This window comes from Paenibacillus wynnii (assembly GCF_000757885.1).
GTDB classification, from domain to species: Bacteria; Bacillota; Bacilli; order Paenibacillales; family Paenibacillaceae; genus Paenibacillus_AQ; species Paenibacillus_AQ wynnii.
Genome location: NZ_JQCR01000003.1, coordinates 899,494 through 919,577, shown reverse-complemented (window position 1 = coordinate 919,577; position 20,084 = coordinate 899,494). Strand labels below are relative to the sequence as shown.

Here is a 20,084-nt window from a genome sequence, read left to right as displayed (position 1 = left end):
GACCGCCCTCTTAAGACTTCACTTGCAGGACTTCTAGCACACGCGGTAAAATCCCATTAAAATAAGCGAAAGCAATACCATAGTTAGTTATTGGCACCCCTTGCTCTCCTGATCTCAGAAGCCGAATCATCAATTGTTTACGATTAAATATACAACCGCCGCAGTGAACAATCAGCTTATACTCGGAGATATTAACCGGGAAATCAGGACCCACACTTGTTGTGATATCCAGACCACCGCCGGCGATTTCCTGAAGCTTGGCATTGACCAACACACGGTCGATCTCCCCGTTATGCGGGTGATGGATACAGGCCTCAGATAGCAGAACCTTGTCTCCAGGCTTCAGACTTGGTATGGTCTCCGCACCTGCCACGAAGGTATCCAAATCCCCTTTGAAACGAGCCATAAGGATCGCAAAAGTGGTTAATGGCACTTCAGCGGGAATAAATTCATTCACAATGTCAAAAACCTGAGAATCTGTGATCACAAGATCGGGTAAACCTTTTAATTGCATGAGCATTGTTGGCAGTTCTGCTTCCGTAATAGACAACACCATTACGTGATGATCGAGCAGATCTCGAAGAATTTGCTGTTTGGATGAAATTAGACGATATTTGGGAGCAGGGATCTTATCAGGCATCACCATAACGACCATATCTCCTGGTTTGACCAGATCTCCGACAATACTGTTTCGTTCATACTCCACAGGAGCATATACACGTATGGCGTGACGTAAACTTCCAAGATTGACATTTTTCTTCGCGCTTATTTTGACGATAGGCATATTTAGTTCTCTCTTTAATGAATCGATATCTACATAATGATCATCGACTTTGTTGATGACCCCGATAACTGGAATATTCCGTTTTGCCAGTTCATGGTACCATTCCTTTTCTAGCTTGTAGTCATTGGACTCATCCGAAAAAATAAGAACACCCAAATCGGTTAAATCCATTACTTCCCTAGTCTTTTGAACACGGAACTGGCCCAGATCACTATCGTCATCGATTCCAGCTGTATCCACAATAATGACCGGACCCACTTTATCCATATTATAAGATTGAAATATAGGATCTGTTGTTGATCCTGGCACATCACTGACAATTAAAGCAGTTTCCCCGGTGAGAGTGTTAATCAGAGTTGATTTTCCGGCATTTCTTCTACCAAATACAGCAATATGCATTTTATTGGATTGTGGTGTTGACTGCATACGAATCCCTCCTAATATTAAAACCGTAAATCCCGTTCTCCATTCTCGATGCGCCGCAATCGGTCAATAGTTGCTTTTCTAGCAGCTTCTTTAGGGATATCATCCAGTCCTTTACGAATAATTTCTTCTCCAAGGATACGGGTCTCTTCATCTGCATAATCAAGTAAATATTCTTTAAAAGTTAACAGAGAATTCGGTTGGCATATATTATGAATTTGACCGGATTTGGCTAATCTCATGAATCGGTCACCTGTCCGTCCTTCCCGATAGCAGGCAGTACAATAGCTGGGAACGTATCCATCTTGGCAAAGTCCGCGAATAATTTCTTCCGGAGAGCGAAGATCACTCACCTCAAACTGAGGTTTCTCCTTGGACTGACCAGCGGTTCCCTGCTTAGCATCCATGTAACCGCCTACTCCCGTACTGGAGCCCGCGCTCACTTGGGAAATCCCCAGCTTGATCACCTCATCACGGAAGGATGGCTCTTCGCGTGTAGAAAGAATCATCCCGGCATAGGGAACCGCCAAGCGCAGGACAGCGACTAACTTCTTGAAATCTTCATCCTTCACCAGATGGGGATACGTTTCCAAATCCACACCAACCGCCTCACGTAATCTGGGGACAGACACGGTATGAGGCCCTACGCCAAATCTCTCTTCCAAGTGTTCAGCGTGCATCAACATAGCCACCGTATCGTATTTATGGTCATAAAGACCGTATAGAACTCCTACACCAACATCATCGAGCCCTCCCATCTGAGCGCGATCCATGGCAGTGGTATGCCAGTCGTAATCACGCTTGGGTCCTTGAAGATGCATAGCTGCATAGGTAGGTCTATGGTACGTTTCCTGGAACAAAATATAAGTCCCCACTTCAGCATCACTAAGCTTCTTGTAATCCTCGACAGTTGTAGCTGCGATGTTTACGTTCACTCGGCGAATGCTCCCATTGTCAACCTTCACGGAGTAAATCGTCTGAATCGATTCGACTACATAGTCAATGTCACAGTTGACCGGATCCTCTCCGGCTTCTAGGACAAGTCGTTTGTGACCCAATTCCTGAAGCACGCGGACTTCCTGGGCTAATTCATCCATACGAAGTCTTCGCCGGAGGAAGTCTTTATTGGTGTGTTTATATCCGCAGTAATCGCAATTATTAACACAGTAGTTACTGATATATAACGGAGCGAAAAGCACAATGCGATTACCGTAGATTTTCTCCTTAATAACCTTCGAAGATCGGTAAATCTCTTCTAAAACTTCAGCATCTGTAACCTCTAGAAGTACAGCTGCCTCCCGGTGAGTAAGTCCCTTGCACTCTCTTGCTTTCCCTAGTATGGAGTTAATATAGGCATGGTCGCACGCCTTCACTTTAGCCTCTTCCAGACTACTGAGGATTTCTTCATCATTGATAAAATCAGCTGATTCCCAGTCCTTCTGCAATTTCGTTAACCTCCTAATGCGTCCTTTGGCGTTAATCTAAAACTTGGAACGCTTCACATAATGAGTGTGCAGCAGTTCGTGTGCCAGGTGGCTGTTAGGCGTACCCAGAAATTCATCATAAAGAGCTTTGATATAAGGATTCTTATGAGATTTACGAACCGTTTGTGCTTCATCTTCCGTGTAGATCGCTTTTGCGCGTTCAGCCTTAATATCGATTCGTTCGGATGTTCTTGCATCGACAATTGGCTGACCACCGCCCGTAATGCAACCGCCAACACAGGCCATAACTTCAATGAACTCATAGGTTTTTTCTCCGCGTTCCATGGCTTCCATTAGCTTACGGGCATTTCCGAGACCATGAACAACCGCCGTACGAATCTTCTGGCCGTTAGGCAGCTCGATGACATTTTCTTTAATGCCGTCCATTCCTCGAACAGCAGTGTACTCAATGGTTTCCAAATCCTTACCGGAGGTTATTTCGAACACAGTACGTAGTGCGGCTTCTGCTACACCACCGGTTGCTCCGAATATAACGGCTGCCCCTGAACCTTCGCCAATTGGACTATCGAACGCTTCACCCTTTAGGTTCACAAAGTCGATTCCGGCTTCTTTGATCATTGCAGCAAGTTCGCGGGTCGTCAGTACCCAATCGACATCTTGCATGCTTTCGTTGGAAAGTTCTTCGCGGGCACCTTCGAACTTTTTCGCGGTACAAGGCATGATTGAGACGACGATAATGTTCTTCGGATCAATCCCCATTTTCTTGGCGAAGTAGGATTTAACCATTGCACCTTCCATTTCATGCGGTGATTTACAGGTAGACAGGTTATCGAGTCTGTCCGGGAAATTATGCTCCATAAATTTAACCCAGCCTGGGCAGCAGGAGGTCATAAGCGGCAGGTTTTGACCGCTGTTCAGGCGAGAGATTAGCTCCGTACCTTCTTCCATAATCGTCAGGTCGGCACCAAAATTAGTGTCGAACACTTTATCGAAGCCCAGCTTTCGTAAGGCTGCAACCATTTTACCGGTTACACGAGTCCCAACAGGTAGGCCAAATTCTTCTCCCAGTGCAACACGTACAGCAGGTGCTGTCTGAACAACCACATATTTGCTTGTATTCTCGAGCGCATTCCAGACATCGTTGATATTCTCATGCTCGGTAAGTGCACCTACGGGACAAGCCATAATACACTGTCCACAATTGACGCATGTGGATTCCTCAAGCGGTCGACCGAATGCTGTAGAAATTACCGTATCAAATCCACGTTTAGCGAAATTGATGGCACCTACGGTTTGCATCGTTCCACAAGCTCCAACGCAGCGGCCGCAAAGAATACATTTGGATGCGTCCCGGTAGATAGATGGGGAAGTATAGTCCTTCTCCTGATTGGATTTTTCACCAACATAGGTAACTGTTCGGATATTCAGATCATTGGAGACGGTCTGCAACTCACATCCGCCGCTTCGTGAGCAACTTAGACATTCACGGTCATGATCGGAAAGCAACAGCTCTACGGAAGTTTTCCGAGCCTCCCGAACTTTCTTAGTGTTTGTTTGGATTTTCATGCCCTCTTCTGCTTTTAAGGTGCAGGAAGCAATGAGTCTTGGACCCACTTCAACCACGCATACACGGCAGCTGGAAGAATGGTTAACCCCTTTTAAATAACATAAAGATGGAATATGAATGTCGAGATCACGGGCCGCTTCGAGAATCGTTGTCCCCTTGGCGACTTTAGTCTCGATCCCATCGATCATAATATTAATCGTATTCAACATGACCACTCCTATCGTCAGACTATCACTACGGCTTTGAACTTACATACATCGAAGCAGACGCCACACTTGATGCAGGCAACCGTGTCAATTACATACGGTTCCTTCAGCTCACCGGTAATTGCATCGGTAGGGCATTTCCGTGCACAGAGGCTGCAACCGCGGCATAGATCCGCATCAATTTCGTATGAAATCAGAGATTTACATACGCCAGCCGAACATTTTTTATCGATAATATGGGCCATGTATTCTTGACGGAAATATTTAATAGTGGATAATACCGGGTTGGGAGCGGTTTGACCTAACGCACAAAGGGATGCATTCTTGATCTGAACCGAGAGGTTCTCCAGTTTCACAAGATCATCAAGAGTTCCTTTACCTTCCGTAATCTTATCCAGCATCTCAAGCAGACGTTTGGTACCGATGCGGCATGGCGTACACTTTCCGCAGGACTCGTCTTTTGTGAAATCCAGATAGAAACGGGCTACGTCAACCATGCAGGTATCTTCATCCATGATGATCATCCCGCCGGAACCCATCATTGAACCTAGACTAGTCAGTGTATCGAAATCGATGGTACAGTCCAGATGCTCCTCCGTCAGACAGCCGCCGGAAGGTCCACCGGTTTGTACAGCCTTGAATTTTTTGCCGTCCGGAATACCGCCGCCAATCTCAAAAATAACCTCGCGCAGTGTAATGCCCATGGGAACTTCAACAAGTCCGGTATTTACGACTTTCCCGCCCAGTGCAAATACTTTTGTACCTTTAGATTTCTCGGTACCGATACTTGCATACCACTGTGCACCGTTAAGAATAATTTGCGCAACGTTCGCCAGTGTTTCAACGTTGTTAATGATGGTTGGTTGACCCCAGAGCCCTTCAACGGCCGGGAAAGGGGGTTTGGGTGTCGGCATACCGCGGTGGCCTTCAATAGAATGCATCAAAGCTGTTTCTTCTCCGCAGACAAAGGCACCGGCACCAAGACGCACATCAATGTTGAATTTAAAGGCGGTTCCAAGGACGTTATCCCCCAGCAGCCCATACTCACGGGCTTGGTCAAGCGCTTTCACAAATCGTTGGACTGCGATTGGATACTCTGCACGAAGATAGATGAAGCCTTGGTTGGAACCAATAGCATAGCCGGCGATAGCCATTGCCTCAATAACTGAGTGAGGGTTGCCTTCCAGAATAGAACGGTCCATGAATGCTCCGGGATCTCCTTCGTCCGCATTACAAATGACATACTTCTGATCCTTATCCTGCTTGGATGCAAATTCCCACTTCAGACCTGTATTAAATCCTCCCCCGCCGCGTCCCCGCAGACCGGATTGCTTCATGGTATCGATGACTTCCTGGCGGCTCATGGTCATGAGAACCTTGCCGAGGGCTTTGTATCCATCACTCGCAATGTATTCATCTATGACTTCCGGGTCGATGACTCCGCAGTTATTCAGGGCGATCCGTACTTGCTTCTTGTAGAAATCGGTTTCCTCAAAATTCAGGATTTCTCCACCCTGCTTGGTCTTCTCGTAAATCTTCTTATCGTAGGGCTTTCCATTTAGCAAGTGCTGCTCCACCAGGTTAGGGATATCTTTTACTTCCACGCAGCTGTAGAAAATTCCCTCCGGGTATACGATGACGACTGGGCCGAGCTCACACAGGCCAAAGCAGCCGGTACGCACGACTTCCACTTTGTCCTGAATGCCGTGATTGTGAACTTCCTTTTCCAAAGCGGTGATGATTTTATTAGAATCCGAAGATGTGCAGCCCGTACCGCCACACACCATCACTGATCTGAACTGGATGGAACCTGCAGGTTCTCCGGTAATTTTCCGGTTGTCCAGGCGCCCCTGTGTGAGAGCTCTGATTGCATCAAGATCCGTTAAAAGCTTCATGCCAATACCTCCCGTTTAAAATGCGCGTGAAGCGCAGGATCATCATTTGTATTCATTTAGAATTTTCGGTATGGCATTGGGAATCAAGCGTCCGTGTACTTTTTCACCGATGGTCATGACCGGGGCAAGACCGCAGGCACCCAGACAACGGGTGGCTTCAAGCGTGAACTTGTTGTCCTCTGTGGTTCCTTGTACAGGTACTTTAAGTTCCGTACTCAGACGATCAAGCACCGCTTGCGCTCCCTTGATGTAACAGGCAGTACCCATGCACAGATGGATCACATTCTCTCCTTTAGGTGTAAAGGAAAAGAAATGATAAAACGATGCCACACCGTATATTTCACTTAAGGGCAGGTTAAGCTCCGTGGCAACAACCTTGAGAACATGCTCCGGCAAATAGCCGTAAATATCCTGTACCTCATGGAGCACAGGGATCAAAGCACCTTTGATCATTTTGAACTGCTCGATCGCTAACTGTACCTTTGCAAGCTTCGCGTCAGCCTCGGCTATTTCTTCACTGCTGCAGGTTTGTTGCTGTTCCATTCACATTTGCTCCCTTCACTTATGGTAAAAAAATTATGCTTCCTAACGAATGAACCCCTTATATTTTGGTTCATACAGAATATAATTAATTGAGAATGATTTTCATTTGCTTTTAAGGACTATATCGTCACTGAGGTGAATGTTTGGACTTCCGGCCGCTGTTGTCTACAGATTTCTTGAATTGTACCGCTGTTCGCGTTGAAATCCGTAGACAGCCTATGCTTTCGTTCCAAACGGGAACGTTTCTTCCTAGAGCAGTGAGTTTTCATGTCTGAGCTTTAAACGGCTCCAACGGCGCTCAATTTCGGTTTCGAAGTTCTGCAGCAGCTCTTCATCCTTCAGAAGATGTTTGGTTTTACCCATTCCCTTCAGCCATTCAACTGCGGCGATTCGCTTACCCTTCAACTCTGGATTGTAAGTGATGTTCGTGATCCCTTGCTCAATTTCATAAAGCGGGAAGAAGCAGGAATCCACAGCCGTTTTCACCAGGTCATATCCTTTATTATCAGGCGTCTTCCAGTTAAGAGGACATGCGCAGAGAATCTTACCGTAGGCAGTACCCACGTTGTTGGCGTACCACTGTGCTTTAGCTGCTTTTTGCAGCAGATCCTGAGGGTTGGATTCAGCGCCTGTAAATACGTAAGGGATGTTGCAAGCTGCCAAAATTTGCGCCGTATCCTTGTGATGTCCCTTTTTACCCTTTTGGGTTTTACCGACACCGGAGGTGCTGGTCATATGACCCATTGGAGTGGAATAGGAGAGTTGGGAGCCCGTATTCATATACCCCTCATTATCGTACTCAAGGATAATCATTTTATGGTTTCGAAGTGCCGCACCAATGGTTGCCCCCATCCCGATATCCATACCCCCGTCGCCAGAGACCATTACAAAGGTAACATCATCAGAAACCTGAACTTCGCCGCGGCGTTTCAATTCATAGAAAGCATCAACCATACCGGCTAATGTAGCTGCACCGTTCTGGAACAAGTTGTGTACAAAAGTTTGCTTATGGGATGAGTACGGATAGCTAGCGGTTACAACGTACGCACAGCCTGTTTGGAATAGGACTACCATGTCACCTTCGATACCCTTGAAGAACAGCTCCAGTGCGGATAGTGCGCCGCAGCCTGGGCAGGCCCCATGTCCGGGAGCTAACCGATGCGGCTTTACAGCTAATTGACTTAGGGGCGGAAGCTTAACCTTTAGCAGCCCGGTATCTTCGTTCTGGGTAACTTGAATGAGACCAGTCTTGAAGGCTTCACCATGCATCGGTTCGAGTACGGGAACAAGCGCGTCCTTCTCTTCGCCGGGATAGTAGCCATAATAATCAAAAGGTCGATCCGCATAGCCTTTTTCAGCAGCATCAATCGCCAGTTGGAAGAAGGCTTCTGCATCGTCAGCGTAGAAGTCTTTGCCGCCTAGGCCAAAAATTCGGGAAAGAATGATGGTTTTATTATCAGGGTCCACTTGCAAAGCGGAACGGATTTCATGAGTCAGGTTGCCGCCTTGAGCTCCATAAGAATCAGCGCGTTCACCTACTAACAGTGCCTTTACATTCTTAAGTGCTTGTCGCAGCTGTTCTGTTGGGAAAGGACGGATGATGTTCGGACGAACCAAGCCCGCTTTGATGCCCTTGGCACGAAGAGCGTCAACGGTATCCTTAGCGGATTCACCCGCAGAGTTGAGCAGGAACACAGCTACTTCTGCATCGTCCATACGGTACAGATCGAGAATTGGATATTCACGTCCAGATAAGAGTGCATATTCCCGAGAGACTTCCTCATACACCTCACCTGCTTTCTCCAAGGCTTCGGACAGCTGATAGTGGTTATTCAGCAGGTCATCGCCACCCATATGCGCTCCGATGGTTACCGGGCGGGAAGGATCGGACACATTGGGATAGTTATGGTTTGGATTCGGTCCTACAAAATCTTGAACTACCTGATTGTCTTTGAAATATAGTACCTTGCGTTTTTGGTGGGATGTGAAGAAGCCATCATAAGCAACGATAACAGGCAGTCGAACTTCAGAGTGCTCTGCAATCTTCAGTGCCATAATGTTCATATCATATACGGCCTGCGGTGTGCTGGCAGTCAGGATAACCCAGCCTACATTAAGACCATAATACAAGTCAGAGTGATCCCCCCGAATATCCAGCGGTCCGCTGACTGCCCGGGTAACGAGGTTGAGCACCATCGGAAAGCGTGTCCCGGATTGGGTGGGAAGTTGCTCCAGCATGTACAGAAATCCTTGGGAGCTGGTTGCATTTACAACGCGTGCACCGGCCATTGCTGCACCGTAGCAAATCCCGGCAGAACCGTGTTCACCGTCTGCTGCGATCAGTTGAATGTCATGTAATCCCTTCGCTTTCATTTGATCCAGGTATTGAGCAACTTCCGTGGAAGGTGTAATCGGGAAATACCCCATGATATGGTAATTAATTTGAGCAGCAGCTGTAGCCGCCATTTCATTACCGGATTCGAAGTGAGTTACTTGCTCAGCGGGTACAATCTCTGTCAATTTATTTTCAATTACAGGCATTTTTCGTATCCTCCTCTTCGATTTATTTGAACACTTGGGGAACTCGGTTCTGTTCGGCAAAGCCGACTTCTTCCCGGACACTGGTCAGGGCCTCTGTTGGGCACACGTCAATGCACTTTAGACAGCCTTTACAGTACTGATAATCGATACCGAGCAAGATTTGCTGCTGCCGTCCACGCTTGTCTTCAACAGATTCCCACACAAAGCAATAGTCAGGGCAAACATTGTCACAAGCCGCGCAGCTAACGCAGAGATCTGCATCAAGAACCGGCAGTAACCCGGCACGTGAGCCGCTCAAATCCTTCAGAATGCTGTTGCCATGAGCTGTAATAACGCCACCTAGAACTTGAGTTTTATAGCCAAGCAGCGATTGAGGACGTTTGAAAGCCTTTGCTTCCGTACCTGCCGGCACCTCATACGTTTTAAATTTCACTTCATTGTAGCCGCGATCGAAGGTGCGGATGTTCGGCTCAACCAAGTGCGGATATTTATTCTCAAAAGTTCTTCGGATTACCGTTCGCATCGCTTCCGGGTCTAGAAAGTCACAAATACGGAACATGGCGCCTAGCATTGAGGTGTTTACTTTGGTTTTCTCTTCAACGGCAATACCCATAGCATCAACTAGAGCAATCGTGCCGTATTCAAGCTTGAGACTTTCACGTACTTCATCGAAGTCACGGGTGGTGTTAACCAAGACAACCCCGTCCGGTTGCAGCCCGCTGACAACATTAACATTCTTGTACAGTGCTTCGTGAAAAACCGCCACTAAATGGGGTTCTTCGATGGGACTGTGGTCTCGAATTTCAACCTCAGGATCGCAGAAACGAACAAAGGTTTTGATCGGTGTACCTTTCTTCTCAGAGCCGTAAGATGAGAAGTTGGCCGCGTTGAAGCCCAGTTCGATTGCACCTGTCTCCGCAAGCATTTTACCTGCGAGGTTGGCACCGAGTCCGCCAATCGATTCAAGTCGAATTTCATAAAAACCGAGTGCATTTTTCTTCGGTAAAGTAGACATCTATTTTCCTCCTTTGTTTGAATGAAGCTTTAAATCCCCCTTCACCAATCTTTCGATCTGTTTAAAACAATATATGTTTTAAACAACACTACGTGAAAACATTCACTTACTTTATTAAAAGATAATCACAGCAATTGTTCTTTCTCTGGTGTGCTTATGAAGTTGCAGTTATCACCGCGACTGAGTTCAATCTGATATCCAGAGGCCATGATTCTCATTTCAATACAGTTCCTGCATTGCGAAGCTTGGTCACCCGTGCAAATCTTGTTCTCATAGAGTTCATATTTCTCACGAAATCGCAGAGGGGAAAGATTAGGCATGACCACATTGGCACCTGCCGATAGTGCCTGCTCCCGACCCGTTGGGTCAAGTGTTCCCATAGCTGTAGTGGCAGGCATTAGAGCATCCGGTACAAACAATCTCGCCAGGGCAATCATCACCAGCGTGTCCTCAATGGTTCCACCAGCAGTATCTTTTAAGGGCGTAGCACTATGTGGTATAAATGGGCCAATTCCAATCATAGCCGGATGGAACTCTTTCAGAAAAAGCAGATCCTCTGCTAGATGCTCGTGGGTTTGCTCAGGGAGTCCAACCATAAATCCGGCTCCCACCTGATAACCGATATCCTTAAGGATACGCAGACAGTTCATGCGGTTATCGAACGACATCCCGGGATGTAAGGATTCATACAACGAACGAGAGGCTGTCTCATGACGAAGCAAGTATCTGTCCGTTCCTGCAGCATATAGCGCACGGTAAAAGGCTTCACTGCGTTCTCCCATAGACAAGGTTATTGCGGCATCGGGAAAACGAGCCTTCAAACTCTTGACAATACGGACCATCAGCTCTTCCGTATAACGAAAATCTTCTCCGCTTTGTAAGACAAATGAACGATACCCGAGATTGTATCCCTCTGCAGCACATTCAAGAATCTCTTCCTCAGTCAGTCGATAACGATCCACCTCTGGATTGGATCTGCGTAAGCCACAATACATGCAGTCCTGTTTACAGTAGTTTGAAAATTCAATCAGGCCACGCAGGTAAACGCTTTCATTATAGTGCTTCTTTCGTGTTTCTACCGCCAAGTGAAACAACCGCTTTTGGAGTTCAAGAGTCAGATGTTGGAGGAAATAGACAATTTCAATTTTAGTCAGTTCATTCTGCTCATTTAGTTTATTGAGCAAATCTTCCATAGTGCGTTTTCTCCTTCCCATGCAGTAGAACAAGTGTGAGCCACTTCTTGTAACCTCTTGTACTGCAAAGAAAGCTCACAGTAAACGGAATTACTTAAGATTATGCTATGCTGTGTCCTAACATTCCGGAATTACATGTCGATTAAACACATTTCTCTGGTTTTTTTATTCAGGCATGCTCATACATAAAAAAAAGACCACATGGGAGTGTAACGACTCCATGTGATCATTTGTTTCGGCTGACTATACACACATCTCTCACTAACGATAAATCATTAACGGTGAGTATGGCTTGATCCTTTTTCACAGGTTTGGTCCAATACTGTTCATTTCCCGGCAGGTCATCGAACCATTCTGCATCCTTAGGGCAATCTAATATCATGAATTTACCATATTCATTATCTCTGGACTGATGGTACTTGAGATAAGCCTTTCTATTTTCAATAGCTAATATTTCAATTTTTCCGGACGAATGGCTCATGGATAAACGAACTCTTTTACCTAATCCAGAGGTTCTTGCTTTTGCTTCCTCAACGATCTGGTATACACGTTCTAAAGGTAGAGTGAAATCTCGATTGCCAGCAATCGGACGATTTACAAAGAAATAATAAGGTGTGACCCCGGCCCAAGAGAGACGGTCAAGCAGTTCCCCCAAAACAAGGGGATCATCATTAATACCTTTAAGGATTGGCGTCTGATTTACAACGATCGCTCCAGCATCATGTAATGCTTTGAACCCTTTTATAGCTTCGGGCGTTATTTCACGGGGATGATTAATGTGTGCCATTACATAGATTCGTTTCTCTTCCGTAGAATAAGTACGAATAAGATCCAGTAATTCTTGGTCTTCATAAATACGCATCGGATTGAAGACAGTTATTTTAGAACCCAATCGAATGATTTTGACATGATCAATCTTTCTGAGGCTTTCGATAATTGTGCGGAGCTTAGAAGTGCTGAGAATCAGGCTATCCCCACCCGTAAGAAGCACATTATTGATCTCGGGATTTCTTGCAATATAGTCTATGCCCATATTAACATCAGAGACTGCTTCTTTCACATCATTGCGGAATAAACGTTTGCGAAAACAATACCGGCAGTAGGCTCCACAAATTTCAGATACAATTAGAAGTGCTGTCGTTCTGTATTTATGCTGGCAGCCTGGCACAACATAATTCGTATCTTCATCAGAAGCATCCCACCGTCCATACTCCAGCAGTTCGCCTTCGTTAGGTATAATTAACTTCCGAATTGGATCCTTAGGGTCCTGCCAGTCAATTAAACCCAGATAGTAATCATTCACTCGAAAAACAAATTGATCCGCTGTTCCAAAAGTAGTTCCTACCCAGTATAATGGCTATAAGATGTTATTTTCTATTGCACAAATCAACTAATTTAACTAACAAGTAAAGGAATTCAACTTCAATGAAACTTATTCGAAAAATGATACATGAGGATGTTAAAAGTCTGGAAGGGAGAATATTCGAACGTAAAGCAGCTAGGGCTATCGTTATGAAAGATTCGAAAATCCTCCTTCTCTATACCAAGAGGTACAATGATTATAGCTTTCCGGGCGGCGGGATTGAGTTGAATGAGGATTTGATCAGCGGCTTACGTAGAGAAATGGCTGAGGAGACAGGGGCCAGCCAAGTGGAAATAATCAGCGAGCTCGGATACATCGAGGAATATAGACCTCATTATAAGACTGACTTCGATCTTATTCATATGTTCTCCTATTATTTCTTTTGTTCGATACATGAGCAGCTGGGAGAAGCCCAATTAGAAGATTATGAAATCACAAATGGAATGTCCGCAGTATGGATAGATATTCATGAAGCGATTCGTCACAACCGACAAGTCATTACCAATCAGGAAGCTTCTATGGGATTTTCCGTAGAACGTGAAACAATTGTGCTAGAGATGATTGTTGCGGAACTGCTAAATCAACCGGCCTAGATAAAAAATCCAACCTATTGAAGGTTGGATTTTTCTTTGGTATTCAGTTTTATAATAATTATTTTACGATAAGAACCGGACAGTGTACTCTCTTAACAACCTTATGGCTAACACTACCCAGAACCATTTCCTGCAGTGAGTTAAGTCCTCTGCTTCCAATGATCACTAGCTCAACCTTCTCTTTGTTAGCGTAGTCAATAATCGTGGGTCCGGGTTCACCGTGGAGAATCTTAACCTTGTAGGATATGTTTCCCTGCTTAAGGATTTGTTCAATGGGAGCCAGTTTTTCACGTCTTTTCAGTTCCAGTTCTTCTTTGCCTTGAGCATGTAAAATTTCAATTTTTGCTTTGGAGAAATCCGCAACACTGATCACTTCAAATTTACAATTAGGTGATGAAGAACCTATTTTAACGGCCTCTTTGGTGGCGCGCACCGAATTCTCAGATCCATCAACGGCTAACAAGATACGATTATACATATCATTCACTCCTGAAATAGATTAATGTGCACTTAATGTAGCATTTACATCATTATATACTGCTAATTTATCTACAATCTTTTTACTTGAAGAGTTTAATCCTTTAATCTTAACAAGGTTATTGTTCTCTCGGTATTTGATGACCACTTTATCGATCGCTCCTACAGCAGAATCATCCCATATATGTGAACTGGAGAAATCAATAACAATGTCTTTATCGCTTACTGAGAAATCAAATGCATCTACGAAGCCTTCTACGGAAGCAAAAAACAACTGGCCTTCCACTTCAAATAGGGTTCTATTATTCTCAAGACGCTGATGAACCTCGATATTTGAGATTTTGGATACAAAGAAGATCGCACTGAGGATTACACCTGCAATTACTCCTTTAGACAAATCATGCGTAACAACAACGATAATTACTGTAACCAGCATCACTAGTGCATCTGCCTTCGGAGCTTTTCTTAGATACGTGAACGAAGACCAATCGAAGGTGCCCACAGAGACCATAATCATAATTCCTACCAATACAGGCATAGGTATTTGCACAACGAGATCACCTAGCACAATGATGAGGAATATTAGGAATAATCCGGCAACCAGAGTAGATATTCTGCCTCGTCCACCTGACTTCACATTAATGACAGACTGCCCAATCATTGCACAACCGGCCATACCGCCAAAAAATCCATTAATGATATTGGCAATCCCTTGTCCTCTAGCTTCCCGGTTTTTGTTGCTTTCGGTGCCTGTCATATCATCCACAATCGTTGCAGTGAGTAAGGATTCCAGCAGACCCACAATAGCTAGTGCTATAGAAAAGGGGAAAATAATCTGCAGAGTCTCCATGTTAAAAGGAACATCTGGGATTAGAAATGACGGCAATGTCTTTGTAATATTACCCAGATCTCCTACAGTGCTAAGATCAAGACCTGAATAGATTACCACACTTGTTAATACAACAATCGCTATCAACGGTGCGGGTATTGCTTTGAAAAACAAAGGTATTACATACACTATAAGTAAAGTAATGGCTACAAAAACATAGGTCATAGTAGATATTCCCCAGAAATGTGGTACTTGGGCCATAAATATTAAGATCGCCAAAGAATTCACAAAGCCGATCATAACGGCTCTAGGGATGAACTTCATCAACTTAGCAATCTTCAAAACACCAAACAAGGCTTGAATAACACCTGTCAATATTGTAGCGGCCAACAAATAATTCAATCCGTGCTCTCTAACCAAGGGTACCATGACAAGTGCCATCGCGCCTGTAGCTGCGGATATCATACCTGGACGCCCACCAATAAAAGCTATAATGACAGCAATACAAAAGGATGCATACAATCCCACCATGGGATCGACTCCAGCAATAATGGAAAAAGCTATGGCCTCTGGAATCAGCGCTAAGGCAACCACTATGCCCGCAAGAACATCTCCCTTCACATTAAAAAACCACTCTCTTTTTAAATTCTCAATCAATGTAACTCCCACCTCGTATCTTTTGCGGCACTTTATCTTTCATAAAAATGAAGTCCGTCTTTTCTAAAAGTAAGTCTACCATCAAACATCCCTAAATGGAACCTTTTTGGTGCATTTTAATTTGTGGTATGATTACGCTGTGCTTACTTAGAAAAGAATGATGGGTTAGGAGCGTTTGTTATGTTTATCGGATATATGAGACCTTACGAGGATGATCCACACTACGAGAATCAAATCAGTCAGCTTTCAACATTTCCATGTGATTGCATCATTACAGAAGATCATTCATCTGCTAAACGAAGAGTCAAACTTGATGAGATGATGATACATTTGAAGCCGGGGGATAAAGTAATTGTCACTAAGCTTTTTGCATTAGCCGATTCCACACGTCATCTTGTTGAGCTTTTAGAAGTATTGAACAACCAACAAGCATATATTCATTCTATAGCCGAAGGAATTGATACCAGTAAGTCTGAAGGGTATTCATTTAATGATATTGTAAAACATTTAGTGGATTTTCAAAGTGATGTGATCAGTGAGAACACAAAAAGAGGACTTTCCGAAGCCAAACAAAAGGGTCACGTTCCCGGACGACCTCGGAAAGCGGATGAGAATGTAAAAAGAGCGGTTATTATGTATCAGAGTAAAAACTTTAGTCTGGCAGAAATTAAAGAAGAAACCGGAATTAGTAAGTCTACACTATACCGTTACTTAGAGAACTAGACAAAGATTCGAGTTACAATAGGTCACTTGTGACGCCATTCACTTCTGTTTTCAAAGTCTACTATTTCAAGGAGAAATAATCATGAATAAACTTGTATTCTTCCTGGGACCCGCGGGTGCAGGGAAAACCACTCTGGCTAAAGCGGTCGCTTCCCGACGGAAAGCTGCTTTCTTCGATATGGATATACTTCTGCGTCCCGCAGCGGACGTCATTATGACGATGCATGGATTGGACATCACGGACAGAGACTCTGTAGAATATAAAAAGCTTTGCCGTGACCTTGGCTACAGAATCACGATGGATGCTGCGCTGGACAATATCGGTTTGAATACGGATGTATTCGTGGTTGGACCTTTCACAAAGGAAGCCTCCAACACCGGTTGGATTGAGAGTGAACTATCCCGTATTGGCCGTTCCTTATTGGATGTCGAGGTCAAGGTTGTCCTAGTAGAACTGGCGAATGAGGAGCTGTATCACCACCGGATTCAGGGAAGACATTCGGCTTTGGATGATTGGAAAATGCAGCATTGGGGCCAATTCCGCGCTTCACTCGGGAGTCGGAACGTTCACTGGCCTATTCCTGCCTCAAATGTGGCTTATATCGATAATTCCAATCCGGATATTGAAGCAACGACTTTATTAGTGGAACACTTTATTTATGCATAACCTCTTGTTTTACTCAAGTAATGAGTGTGTTCAATTTTTCGGATAACTTTTTATGATCAGCTTCAGTTATTTGTGTTTCCGCCATCTCAAAAAGCACGTTTTCCTCTTTCATAAAATGTACAGTCAGAACTTCAAATGCCTCTCCGGCATCTTTGACAGCCGCTTGGATTTCACCCAGCGAAAGAAGATCTGTATTTCCCTCTGTGTAATGGAGAAAGTGACCGATATATCCATCAATTTCGCGATGTTCCTCTTGAATGCCGACAATCGGCCCCTGTTCTAAACCGATGTAGTTTCCTAGTAACGGGAGAAAATACCTGTCCTCTTTGTCAGTATGTTTCTTTAACGGCTTCATAAAATTCGTAATCTGTGTTCTCAGCTTATCAAGTTGTCTACGACCTTCTTCCAGACTCATTTTTTCTCTTTCAAACAGGAGTACGATTGCATGCCATTCTTCCATTAGATAACTTAAGTAACGATGTTCATTTTCTAGAATCCGTATGGCGGGTTTAGTAAACCGCAGTTCTGATTTATTCATCATAAAGCTTCCACGAACAAGACGTTCTTAACTATAATTCTTAGTAAATCATGCTCATGTATAAGTTTTACGACAGCATCCCTCAAGTTTGGATTTTTCTCCACGATTTCCTGGTAAAACCCCTCTTCTTCGGCGTCGGCATGGCTAAGTATCCGTGTTTCCCAATACTCAATTAATTGGCCTGCTTCCTGTCGAGCCTCCTCGAACGCCTTCTCCCTCATAAGTTCTTCCATTTTCTCTGTTAATGCAATAGCACCGGTGAGCCCTCCTTGATGAATGGCATGATGAGCGTGCAACTGGCGCAAAGATGGTCCTGCCACCTAGACTTCATCCTCTCTTTACTGCTTTTTTTTTCAGTATAGCACAGGGAAACTGCAGTTTTCCCCCCATTAGGACTTTCCTAACTGCGAATGAGGGAACTCCCTATATTGAAACAAACTACTAAAGGCATGAGAATGTATAACTCTTATTTAGGGAATATTGTATGTAGTTTTAGTCACTCTAAATAATATAACTATATGTAAGTGATTAAGTATTTGATATTTACTTTATATTTGTTATAATAAGGTGAAACCATTTCAAAATAGAAGGGAAGATTCAATAATGTCTACTGTACTTTATATTACGGCTCACCCGCATGATCACCATACCTCGTTTAGCCTCGCGGTAGGTAAAGAGTTTGTTGAAGCCTACCGTAACGCCAACCCATCCGATGAGGTTATTCATCTGGATTTGTACAAACTGGATATTCCTGCAATTGATGCTGATGTATTCAGCGGTTGGGGTAAACTGCAATCAGGAAGCGGTTTTGACCAGCTGTCTGATGTGGAACAAGCGAAGGTTGTACGCCTAGGTGAAATCGTGGATCAGTTCGTGGCTGCGGATAAATATGTTTTTGTTTCTCCTATGTGGAACTTCTCCTTCCCTCCTGTTATGAAAGCATATATTGATGCTATTTCTGTAGTTGGTAAATCCTTTAAATACACAGAGACGGGTCCAGTTGGTCTGTTAACGGATAAAAAAGGTTTACATATCCAAGCTAGCGGCGGAATTTACTCCGAAGGTCCAGCGGCTTCATTTGAAAGCGGGTTTAGTTACCTGAAGAAAATTTCACAATTCTTCGGTATTCCGTCATTTGAAGGAATATTTGTAGAAGGTATGGCTGCTGCTCCAGACCAAGCTCAAACTATTAAAGAGAATGCAATTGTTAAAGCGAAGGCCCTTGCAGCTCAGTTCTAACTTCTTCTTAAATTCTCTAACTGGCATTACCCAAGAAAGAGGTTGACCAAATATTGGTCAACCTCTTTTTCGTTCAATCGATTATTATCGCATCTAAAACATGAGTATGTAACCCGCTACTCCATGTTAATAATGGGAATTATATTATATATGGAGGGACAATTTATGACCTGGCTAACCCTCACTATGGCGGTCCTTATAGCTTGCGCCCACATATTCACCAAGAGCATGCGATTTATTCGTACGAATCCTAGAAGTTGGGTACTCTCTGCTGCCGGAGGAATCTCTGTCGCATATGTTTTTATTCATATCATGCCTGAACTTGAACGAAATCAGAAGGTTCTTAATCAAGGCTTGCCTAAGATATTAAATTACTTTGAATATCATATCTACCTTATTGCAATGATTGGGCTTGTGTTGTTTTATTCTTTAGAGTGGTTAGTAAAGACAAAGGCGCAATCTGACGGAGCTTTCTGGGTTCATATGGGTTCCTTTTTCTTTTACAATTTATTGATCGGTTATCTTTTACAGGATCGCATGGATGATGGTATTTCAAATGTGCTGCTGTTTACGGTTGCTATGACCTTGCATTTTATGGTCAATGACCACTCACTGAGATCCTCACACAAAGAAAGCTATGACAGAAAAGGCCGATGGATCTTAGCAGTCGCTGTGCTCTGCGGTTGGGCACTAGGATTAGTTAGACACGTTGATAAGTCCGTAACAGCCTCCATATTTGCCTTTCTTGCAGGCGGGATCTTGCTAAATGTCCTTAAAGAGGAACTACCTAAGGAGCAGAACAGCCGTATTTCACCTTTTTTACTCGGGGTAGCGTGTTTCAGTATACTACTGCTTGCACTGGCCTCATTGGATTAAATGGACTGAGGAGCTATCTGCTTCTCAAATACAAAATCATCGTCGTGTTCTCCTACTTTGCTATACCCGCATTTTGCGTAGAAATGATGATTCTTTATACTCCACCTAGGAGTTTCAAGCCACCACTGAATATGGATTATTTTCCAGATCTATAGAAGAGGTGACCGGATAAAATAAATTAGAACACAGAGCTTTAGAAGGCTATGTTTTAAAGGGGGGCGACAAAAGAAAAACGGGAAATACGTTTGTTTTCGAGGGTGAGGAATAGTCCTAGTCCTAGGCGGTAACCACGATGTATTATTCTCGGCTTCTATGGAGTTGGCTGTGAACAGAAGAGTCTATGGTTTGGTAGAGATCGATGCGGAGATAATCAGTGAACAGCAGAAGATTGCGGACATTTTCTATGAACTGAAGATCATCCCGAAAAAAGTGAATATCGAAGATCGAGTCCACAAATTGAAATAAAAGGAATGAAGGAAGTTGAAGAATTCAGTATCCAACTTCATTTAT

The 20,084-nt window shown here is 44.1% G+C and carries 18 protein-coding genes and 1 pseudogene; 6 read left to right on the top strand and 13 right to left on the bottom strand.

Going from position 1 to position 20,084, the window contains the following annotated elements:
* Positions 1-10: 10 nt before the first annotated feature.
* The 9 genes and pseudogenes from hydF to PWYN_RS19625 form a co-directional block, all read right to left on the bottom strand.
* Entirely contained in the window at positions 11-1,210 is a 1,200-nt protein-coding gene (gene hydF / locus PWYN_RS19665; RefSeq protein WP_036655448.1) for a [FeFe] hydrogenase H-cluster maturation GTPase HydF, read from the bottom strand.
* Between the two features lie 17 nt (positions 1,211-1,227).
* Positions 1,228-2,652, bottom strand: a complete 1,425-nt coding sequence (hydG, locus tag PWYN_RS19660) for a [FeFe] hydrogenase H-cluster radical SAM maturase HydG (protein WP_036655446.1) — start codon at positions 2,650-2,652, stop codon at positions 1,228-1,230.
* 36 nt (positions 2,653-2,688) lie between these two features.
* On the bottom strand, positions 2,689-4,428 hold the full coding sequence (locus tag PWYN_RS19655) for an NADH-dependent [FeFe] hydrogenase, group A6 (protein WP_036655444.1): 1,740 nt from the start codon (positions 4,426-4,428) through the stop codon (positions 2,689-2,691).
* A 14-nt stretch (positions 4,429-4,442) separates the two neighbouring features.
* On the bottom strand, positions 4,443-6,320 hold the full coding sequence (gene nuoF, locus PWYN_RS19650; RefSeq protein ID WP_084146807.1) for an NADH-quinone oxidoreductase subunit NuoF: 1,878 nt from the start codon (positions 6,318-6,320) through the stop codon (positions 4,443-4,445).
* Between the two features lie 42 nt (positions 6,321-6,362).
* Entirely contained in the window at positions 6,363-6,863 is a 501-nt protein-coding gene (nuoE, locus tag PWYN_RS19645) for an NADH-quinone oxidoreductase subunit NuoE (protein ID WP_052088181.1), read from the bottom strand.
* Positions 6,864-7,112: 249 nt separating this feature from the next.
* A complete protein-coding gene (locus tag PWYN_RS19640) occupies positions 7,113-9,404 on the bottom strand; it encodes a thiamine pyrophosphate-dependent enzyme (RefSeq protein WP_036655442.1) in 2,292 nt (763 codons plus the stop codon).
* Positions 9,405-9,426: 22 nt separating this feature from the next.
* A complete protein-coding gene (locus PWYN_RS19635) occupies positions 9,427-10,419 on the bottom strand; it encodes a 2-oxoacid:acceptor oxidoreductase family protein (RefSeq protein ID WP_036655440.1) in 993 nt (330 codons plus the stop codon).
* Between the two features lie 125 nt (positions 10,420-10,544).
* On the bottom strand, positions 10,545-11,612 hold the full coding sequence (gene hydE / locus PWYN_RS19630) for a [FeFe] hydrogenase H-cluster radical SAM maturase HydE (RefSeq protein ID WP_036655438.1): 1,068 nt from the start codon (positions 11,610-11,612) through the stop codon (positions 10,545-10,547).
* 226 nt (positions 11,613-11,838) lie between these two features.
* Positions 11,839-12,933, bottom strand: a pseudogene (locus PWYN_RS19625) (KamA family radical SAM protein); the annotation flags it as partial.
* 104 nt (positions 12,934-13,037) lie between these two features.
* Between PWYN_RS19625 and PWYN_RS19620 the strand changes: the two are divergent.
* Positions 13,038-13,568 (top strand): NUDIX domain-containing protein, encoded by a 531-nt coding sequence (locus PWYN_RS19620; protein WP_036655437.1) that lies wholly within the window; start codon positions 13,038-13,040, stop codon positions 13,566-13,568.
* 58 nt (positions 13,569-13,626) lie between these two features.
* On the opposite strand, the gene PWYN_RS19615 is transcribed toward PWYN_RS19620, so the two are convergent.
* Together PWYN_RS19615 and PWYN_RS19610 are read right to left on the bottom strand one after the other, a co-directional pair.
* The gene (locus tag PWYN_RS19615; RefSeq protein WP_036655435.1) at positions 13,627-14,046 is read right to left on the bottom strand and encodes a universal stress protein; all 420 of its coding nucleotides are present in this window, start codon (positions 14,044-14,046) and stop codon (positions 13,627-13,629) included.
* A 21-nt stretch (positions 14,047-14,067) separates the two neighbouring features.
* Positions 14,068-15,531 carry a SulP family inorganic anion transporter gene (locus tag PWYN_RS19610; RefSeq protein ID WP_084146803.1) on the bottom strand — a complete coding sequence of 488 codons (1,464 nt, stop codon included), beginning with the start codon at positions 15,529-15,531 and terminating at the stop codon, positions 14,068-14,070.
* A 180-nt stretch (positions 15,532-15,711) separates the two neighbouring features.
* Here PWYN_RS19610 and PWYN_RS19605 point away from each other — a divergent pair, with 180 nt between their 5' ends.
* Together PWYN_RS19605 and PWYN_RS19600 are read left to right on the top strand one after the other, a co-directional pair.
* A complete protein-coding gene (locus tag PWYN_RS19605; RefSeq protein ID WP_036655433.1) occupies positions 15,712-16,254 on the top strand; it encodes a recombinase family protein in 543 nt (180 codons plus the stop codon).
* 82 nt (positions 16,255-16,336) lie between these two features.
* Positions 16,337-16,921, top strand: coding sequence for a P-loop nucleotide/nucleoside kinase family protein (locus PWYN_RS19600; RefSeq protein ID WP_036655431.1), 585 nt, complete (start codon positions 16,337-16,339; stop codon positions 16,919-16,921).
* 13 nt (positions 16,922-16,934) lie between these two features.
* Here PWYN_RS19600 and PWYN_RS19595 read toward each other — a convergent pair whose 3' ends face one another.
* Together PWYN_RS19595 and PWYN_RS19590 are read right to left on the bottom strand one after the other, a co-directional pair.
* Complete coding sequence (locus PWYN_RS19595; protein WP_338049215.1) at positions 16,935-17,459, bottom strand: hemerythrin domain-containing protein; 525 nt, start codon at positions 17,457-17,459, stop codon at positions 16,935-16,937.
* The gene (locus PWYN_RS19590; RefSeq protein WP_240479796.1) at positions 17,459-17,779 is read right to left on the bottom strand and encodes a hypothetical protein; all 321 of its coding nucleotides are present in this window, start codon (positions 17,777-17,779) and stop codon (positions 17,459-17,461) included. Before PWYN_RS19590 ends, PWYN_RS19595 begins: the two co-directional genes overlap by 1 nt.
* A gap of 283 nt (positions 17,780-18,062) precedes the next feature.
* On the opposite strand from PWYN_RS19590, the gene PWYN_RS19585 reads away from it, so the two are divergent.
* From PWYN_RS19585 to PWYN_RS29350, 3 genes are all read left to right on the top strand, one after another.
* Positions 18,063-18,698: an FMN-dependent NADH-azoreductase gene (locus PWYN_RS19585; RefSeq protein WP_036655427.1), complete on the top strand. Its 636-nt coding sequence runs from the start codon at positions 18,063-18,065 to the stop codon at positions 18,696-18,698.
* A 165-nt stretch (positions 18,699-18,863) separates the two neighbouring features.
* A complete protein-coding gene (locus PWYN_RS19580) occupies positions 18,864-19,574 on the top strand; it encodes a hypothetical protein (protein WP_052088179.1) in 711 nt (236 codons plus the stop codon).
* Between the two features lie 324 nt (positions 19,575-19,898).
* Positions 19,899-20,039 (top strand): hypothetical protein, encoded by a 141-nt coding sequence (locus PWYN_RS29350; RefSeq protein WP_157261225.1) that lies wholly within the window; start codon positions 19,899-19,901, stop codon positions 20,037-20,039.
* Positions 20,040-20,084: the final 45 nt, after the last annotated feature.